At 75.9% G+C, this 7,095-nt stretch carries 4 protein-coding genes; 1 reads left to right on the top strand and 3 read right to left on the bottom strand.

The features are described from left to right. Nucleotides 1-110: 110 nt before the first annotated feature. Nucleotides 111-1,739: a (2,3-dihydroxybenzoyl)adenylate synthase gene (locus AB0L25_RS34200; protein ID WP_500176899.1), complete on the bottom strand. Its 1,629-nt coding sequence runs from the start codon at nt 1,737-1,739 to the stop codon at nt 111-113. After that, a complete protein-coding gene (gene panD, locus AB0L25_RS34195) occupies nt 1,736-2,143 on the bottom strand; it encodes an aspartate 1-decarboxylase (protein WP_500176903.1) in 408 nt (135 codons plus the stop codon). Before panD ends, AB0L25_RS34200 begins: the two co-directional genes overlap by 4 nt. A 122-nt stretch (nt 2,144-2,265) precedes the next feature. On the opposite strand from panD, the gene entS reads away from it, so the two are divergent. Then, nucleotides 2,266-3,588 (top strand): enterobactin transporter EntS, encoded by a 1,323-nt coding sequence (entS, locus tag AB0L25_RS34190; RefSeq protein WP_500176898.1) that lies wholly within the window; start codon nt 2,266-2,268, stop codon nt 3,586-3,588. Nucleotides 3,589-3,604: 16 nt separating this feature from the next. Here entS and AB0L25_RS34185 read toward each other — a convergent pair whose 3' ends face one another. Next, a complete protein-coding gene (locus tag AB0L25_RS34185; protein ID WP_500176897.1) occupies nt 3,605-7,066 on the bottom strand; it encodes a non-ribosomal peptide synthetase in 3,462 nt (1,153 codons plus the stop codon). Nucleotides 7,067-7,095 lie beyond the last annotated feature (29 nt).

Here is a 7,095-nt window from a genome sequence, read left to right as displayed (position 1 = left end):
GGCTCCGCCGGCTGGGGTGGGTGGCGGGCCGCGGGGGGCGGGCCCGCCCCGCCGCCGGGGCGGGGGGGGCGCGCCCCCCCCCCGTTTCCGGACCGGGTCCGCCGCCGGGTTCAGGAGAGGCGGGCGGCCAGCTCCTTCTTGCTGATCTTGCCGACGGGGGTGCGGGGGAACGCGTCGACGGTCTCGATGCGGTCGGGCCACTTGTAGGCGGCGAGGCCGCGCTCCCGCAGGAAGTCCTTGAGCTCGGACAGCGTCGGCGCCGTGCCGCGGACGACGAGGAACGCGCACGTCCGCTCCCCCATCATCGCGTCGGGGACGCCGACGACGGCGGCGTCGTGCACGGCCGGATGGGCGAGCAGGTGGTTCTCCAGCTCCTCGGCGGAGACCTTGTCGCCGCCCCGGTTGATCTGGTCCTTCTCGCGGCCCTCCACGACCAGGTGGCCGGACGGGAGCCGCCGGACGAGGTCGCCGGTGCGGTAGAAGCCGTCGGGGGTGAACGAGCGCGCGTTGTGCTCGGGGGCCCGGTAGTAGCCGCGCAGCGTGTACGGGCCGCGGGTGAGCAGCTCCCCCACCTCGCCGGGCGCGACGTCGGCGCCGTCGGCGTCCACGACGCGGACCTCGTCCGCCGGGGACAGCGGACGTCCCTGGGTCTGCTCGACGATGTCGCGGGGGTCGTCGAGCCGGGTGTAGTTGAGCAGCCCCTCGGCCATCCCGAACACCTGCTGGACGCGGCAGCCGAGCGTCTCCGGCACCTCGGCGGCGCGTTCGGCCGCGAACTTGGCGCCGCCGACCTGGAGGAGTTCGAGGGACGACACGTCCTCCTCGGTCCACGACACGGCGTCCAGCCACAGCAGCGCGATCGGCGGGACGACGGCGCACACGGTCGCGCGCTCGCGCTCGATGAGCGGGAACGCCTCGTCCGGCGCCCCGGACGGCGCGAGCACGACCGTCCCGCCGGTGGCGAACACGCCGAGGATCCCCGGGCAGGCGAGCGCGAAGTTGTGCGCGGCGGGGAGGACCACGAGGTAGACGGTGTCGCGGCCGAAGCCGCACACCTCGGCACTGGCCTCCAGGTTGTAGACGTAGTCGCGGTGCGTCCGCGGGATCAGCTTCGGCAGCCCGGTGGTGCCGCCCGACAGCAGGAACACCCCGACGCCGGCCGGATCCGGCCGCGGCGCGCCGGCGAGGGCGGCCGGGTCGGCGTCCACGTCGGCGAGGGCGGTGAACTCCTGCGCGTCCCCCTCGATGACGACGTGCTCGACCGGCAGCGCGCGGGCCATGACCCGGTAGTCGAACGCGCCGTCGCGGTCGGCGGCGACGTACGCGCGGGCCTCCGCCAGCTCGCACAGGTAGCCGATCTCGCTCTCCCGGTGCGCGGGCAGGGCGAGGACGGGCGCGGCGCCGATCCGCACGAGCGCCAGGAACGTCACGACGAACCCGGCGGAGTTGGGGAGCTGCACGACGACGCGGTCGCCGCGGCGGACGCCGAGCCGCAGCCAGCCCGCGGCGGCGCGGTCGGCGCGCCGGTCCAGCTCGGCGTACGACAGCCGCTCGTCGCCGGCGACGAGCGCGGTGCGGCCGGGGTCGTCGCGCAGGACGTCGCGGTTCAGGACGTCGCCGAGGAGGCGGTCGCCCCAGTAGCCCTCGGCGACGTAGCGGTCGGCGAGGTCCTTCGGCCAGGGGGTGAAGCCGTCCGGGGCGGCTTCGGCGGGCGGGTTCGCGCCGGTCACCGCGCTCACCGCCCGGCGTACTGCGCGTCGCGTCCGGCGGTGGGCGCCCCCGGGACGGGCTCGGCGGCGTCGTCGCCGAGCGCGACGATGCGGTTGGCGCCGTCGACGTGCACGACGCGCGGCCGGTGCGCGTCGCGGTCGGCGTCCTCCACGGCCGCGTAGGTGATGATGATGACGAGGTCGCCGGGCTGCACGAGGCGGGCGGCGGCGCCGTTGATGCCGATCACCCCGCTCCCCGCCTCCCCGGTGATGGCGTAGGTGACGAGCCGGGACCCGTTGGTGATGTCGACGACGTGGACCTGTTCGCCCTCCACGATGTCGGCGGCGGCCATCAGCTCGGCATCGATCGTCAGCGACCCGACGTAGTGCAGGTCCGCCTGTGTCACAGTCGCACGGTGGATCTTTCCGTTCATCAGCACGCGCTGCACGACATAGCCCTCTTTCTCAAGACCAACTAAGGCTAGGCTTACCTTAGCTACTCCCCCTCTCGAGGAGAACCCCGACGATGCTCCGGGAAACGTTCAGGCGCCTGGCCATGGACATCGGCCCCCTGCGCGACAGCAGGCCGTTCCGCGACGTGTTCATCGCCCGCACCGTCTCGGTCTTCGGGATCGGCATGCTGGCGGTCGCCCTGCCCGTGCAGGTCTACGCCATGACCGGGTCGACGGTGCACGTCGGCGCGGTGTCGGCCGCGGAGGGGTTCGCCCTGCTGGCCGGGTTCCTGTGGGGCGGCGTGCTCGCCGACCGGCACGACCGGCGGCGGCTGATGGTGCGGGCGCGGATCTTCGCCGGCGTCGGGTTCGCGCTGCTGACCCTGAACGCGTTCCTGCCGTCCCCGTCCCTCGCCGCGCTCTACGTCCTCGCCGCGTGGGACGGCTTCGCGACGGGCGTCAGCGTCACCGCGCTGCTCGCCGCGACGCCCGCGCTCGTCCGTCCCGACAAGCTCGTCGCGGCGGGCGCGCTGAACGCGCTGACCGTCCGGCTCGGGTCGATGCTGTCGCCCGCCCTCGGTGGCGTGGTGGTGTCGGCGTTCGGCGTCGGCTGGAACTACGCGGCCGCCGCCCTCGGCACCCTCGGCACCGTCACGCTGCTGACCCGGCTCCCGGCCCTGCCGCCCGCGCAGGACGGGGAGGTCGTCGAGCAGAACCCGCTGCGCGCCATCGGGTCCGGGCTGCATTTCGTCGCCACCCATCGCGTCGTGGGGTCGCTGATGCTGCTCGGGCTGCTGTTCATGGTGGCGGGCGGCATCCCCGTGCTGATGCCGGCGTTCGCCGAGCACGCCCTGGACGGCGGTCCCACGACCGTCGGGCTGCTGTACGCGGCGCCCGCGTGCGGCGCGGTGCTGGCGTCCATCACGAGCGGCTGGGCGGGACGGTCGCGGCGGCCCGGCCTCGCGCTGCTGACGGCGTCCGTGGCCGGGTTCGCCGCGCTCGCCTGCCTCGGCCTCGCCCGGCATCCCGCGCTGGCCGTCGCGATCCTGTTCGGGTACGGGTTCGTCGCGTCGGTCGAGGAGATCCTGCGGTACGGGCTGATCCAGACGCACACGCCCGCGTCCCACCTCGGCCGCGTCAACGCGCTGTGGGCGGCGCAGGAGACCGGCGGCGAGGCCGTCGGCGCGATCGGCGCCGGCGCGCTCGGCCGCTACCTGGCGCCCGGCGCCGCCATCGTCGTGTACGGGACGGTCAGCGCGGTCCTCGCCCTCGTGCTCGCCCTCACCCTCACGGGCCTGCGCACCGCGACGCTCGGGCCCGGGGCCACCCCCGACGCCGACCCGGACGCGGACGCGGGGACGGGCGCCGGCAAGGGCACGGGGCCCGGTCCCGACGTCCCGATCGACGCCGGGCCCGAGCCCCGCTGATCCCCCACCGCCCGCGTCACCCGAGGCGAGCGGCGATCTCCTCTTCGGACAGCGCCTCGACCTCGAGCCAGATCGCGGCGACCGCCTCCAGACGTCCGGGCGTTCCCTCCAGTTCGGCGAACCGCCGGCACACGCGCGCGACCGTCCGCTCGGCGAACAGCACCCGCACCGGCAGCGCGCCGGTGTCGAGGGCCTCGCGGAGCCGGGCGACGACGGTCGTGGCAAGAACGGAGTCGCCGCCGAGGGCGAAGAAGTCGGCGTCCGCGCCGACGCGTTCCCTCCCCAGCACCTCGGCGACGATCCGGGCCATCACCCTTTCCAGGGCCGTCTCGGGTTCGGCGTCCGCCGCGTCCGCCCGTCCCGCCTCGGCGGCGGCCGCCGCGACGAGCGCGGCCCGGTCGACCTTGCCGTTGGCGGTGAGCGGCAGCGCGTCCAGCGCGACCAGCAGCTCGGGCACCATGTGCGGCGGCAGCAGCTCCCGGGCGCGCGCGAGGACCGCGTCCCGGTCGAGCCCGCCGCCCGGCCCGTCCTGCGGGACGAGCGCGGCGGCGAGCCGGCCGTCGGCGACGAACGCCACGGCCCGCCCGACCGACGGGTGGCCGCGCAGCGCGGCCTCGACCTCGCCCAGCTCGATCCGGAACCCGCGGATCTTCACCTGGTGGTCGCGGCGGCCGAGGAACTCGATCGTCCCGTCCGGCCGGTAGCGGGCCAGGTCGCCGGTCCGGTACCAGCGGACGCCCTCCACGGTGACGAACCGGTCGGCGGTCCGCTCCGGGTCGCCCGCGTAGCCGTCGGCGACGCCCGCGCCGCCGATCCACAGCTCGCCCGCCGCCCAGTCCGGGCGGTCGCGGCCCAGCTCGTCCACGACCCGGCAGGCGACGCCGCCGAGCGGCACGCCGTACGGGACGGCCGTCCAGTCGGCGGGGACGTCGCCCGCGACCTCCTGCACGGTGGAGTGGATGGCGGTCTCGGTGGTCCCGCCGAGCGCGACGAACCGGGCGTCCGGGGCGGTCTCGCGCAGCAGCGCGGGCAGATGCGTCCCGACCCAGTCGCCGCCGAGCAGCACCAGCCGCAGCGCGGGCGCGGGCGGCTCGGCCGGCGACCCGGCCCGCAGCAGCATCTCCAGCACCGACGGGACGCAGTTCAGCACCGTCACCGACCACCGGCGGGCCAGTCCCGCCCAGCGGGCGGGGTCGCGCCGCTCGTCCTCGCGCGGGACGGCGACGGCGCCGCCCGCGGTCCACGCGGCGAACAGGTCGAACACCGACAGGTCGAAGTCCAGCGCCGACACCGCGAGCGTGACGTCGTCCGCGCCGATGCCGAAGCGCTCGACGAGGTCGCCGATGGTGTTCATCGCGGCGCCGTGCGACACCTCGACGCCCTTCGGCTCGCCCGTCGACCCCGACGTGAACAGCACGTACGCGACCTGCTCCGGACGCACCGCGACCGGTTCGGCCAGCGGTTCGACGGCCCCGACGGAGTCGAGCGCGACGACCGCAGGCGCCCGCCCGGGGTCGGCGGCAGCGCGGCCGGATGCGGTCAGCGCGGCGGCGACGCGGGCGGTCGCGCGGATCTTCGCGCGGCGGGCCGGCGGCTGCTCCGGGCCGATCGGCACGTACGCGGCGCCCGCCGCGAGGACGCCGAGGGCGGCGACGGCCTGGTCGGGTCCCTTGGGCAGCTCGATCGAGACGCGGTCGCCGGGACGGACGCCCGCGGCGGCGAGCGCGGACGCCGTGCGCAGGGCGCGGTCGGCGAGTTCGCCGTACGTGAGCGCGCCGTCGTCGCCCCAGTGCAGCGCGGGCGCGCCGGGCGCGCGGCGCGCGTGGTCGAAGAAGCCGCGGGTCAGGGTCGCCGGGGGCGGCGGCGGGGTGGAGTTGAGGCGGTGCCGGAGCCGCAGCCGGTCGGGCGTCGCGCCGACGCCGAGCGGCGCGTCCCAGTCGGCGCCGGACGCGCCCAGCCGGGTGATCGCGGACGTGTAGGCGTCGAACATCGCGTCCGCGACGCCGTCCGGGAACGCGGGCACCCGCACGTCCCAGTTGAGCAGCAGGCCGCCGGACACCTCGGTGACCTGCGCGTCCAGGAGCACCTGCGGGCCCTGCGAGATGATCCACGCGGGCTCGCCGAAGCGTTCGCGGACCGCGTCGCCGAACAGCTCGCCGAGGTTGAGGGCGCTCGTGTAGACGACGGGCGCGAGCACCTGCTCGCCGCGCGCGCGGGACAGGTCGCGCAGCACCTCCAATCCCGAGTAGTCGCTGTGCGCGCCGGACGTGTGCAGGGTGGCCTGCAGGGCGCGGGCCCGCTCCAGGAACGTCAGGTCCGCGGTGAGGTCGACCTCGAGCATGATGGAGCCGGTGAAGTCGCCGACGACGGCGTCCACGTCGGGGTGGACGGGCTCGCGGTGGAACAGCGGCAGGTTCAGCAGGAACCGCGGCGTCGCCGACCACGCGCCGATGACCTCGGCGAACACCGCCGCGAGCGCCATGGCGGGGGTGACCCCGGCGGCGTGCGCGCGGGCGAGGAGGCGTTCCTTGTCGGGCGGCGCCAGCCAGTGGTGCTTGCGCTCGACGCGGTCGCCGGGCTCGGGGACGACCGGCAGTTCGGGCGGGCCGGGGAGGTCGGCGAGCCGCCCGGCCCACCACTCGCGGTCGCGCTCGCGGGCCGCCGCGCGGGGGTCGTCGGCGAGGTAGCGGGCGTAGCCGTAGCGGATCGGGGCGAGGGGCTCGCCCTCGTACAGGGCGGCGAGGTCGGCGAGCATGACGCGGTAGCTCATCGCGTCGGCGGCGACCATGTCGACGTCCAGGTGGACGCGGGCCGTGCCGTCCGGGAGCAGGCTGAGCCGGGCGTCGAACACGCGGCCGTCCTCGATGGGCAGCCGCTGCTCCGACATCTCCGCCCGGACGCGCGCGAGTTCGCCGCCGGCGTCCGGGGCGTCCCGGAGGTCGTGGACGGTGACGGCGGGCTCGGGGCGCTCCGGCAGGACGCGCTGCGTCCCGTCGTCGAGGACGGCGACGCGCAGCATCGGGTGCCGCCGGGCGAGGGCCCGGACCGCGTCCTCGAACCGGCCGGGGTCGACGCTGCGGCCGTCCAGCTCGACGTACAGGTGCGCGGCGACGGAGCCGAGCGCCTGCCCGGAGTCGCGGCCGATCCAGTAGGCGTGCTGCATGAGGCCGAGCGGGAACGGGTCGGCGGGCTCGATTTCCGCGGGGTCGAGCGCGGCAGGCTCGGCGGTCTCCGCGGGCTCGGCGGCGGGTTCGGCCTCGGCCTGGCCGCGTTCGACGAGCAGTTCCCACCACTGGCCGAGGGTGGGGCGTTCGGCCAGCTCGGCGAAGCGGATCTCGACGCCCCGGCGGCGCAGCCGTCCGGTCAGCTGCATGAGCCGGATCGAGTCCATGCCCAGCTCGATGAGGTTGTCGTCGGCCGCGGCGGGTTCGCCGAGGACGTCCGCCAGCAGGGTGTGCAGCTCTTCCCGGGTCAGCACGGAACTCCCCTCCGAATTAGGTAAGGCTA

The organism is Spirillospora sp. NPDC052242, from assembly GCF_040679555.1.
In the GTDB taxonomy this organism is placed as follows: domain Bacteria; phylum Actinomycetota; class Actinomycetes; order Streptosporangiales; family Streptosporangiaceae; genus Spirillospora.
This window is presented reverse-complemented; position numbering and strand designations above follow the sequence as displayed.

What these genes read in the sequence shown, in the direction of transcription:
- panD (WP_500176903.1), bottom strand. Translation starts at nt 2,143, where the DNA reads ATGAACGGAAAGATCCACCGTGCGACTGTGACACAGGCGGACCTGCAC.
- entS (WP_500176898.1), top strand. Translation starts at nt 2,266, where the DNA reads ATGGACATCGGCCCCCTGCGCGACAGCAGGCCGTTCCGCGACGTGTTC.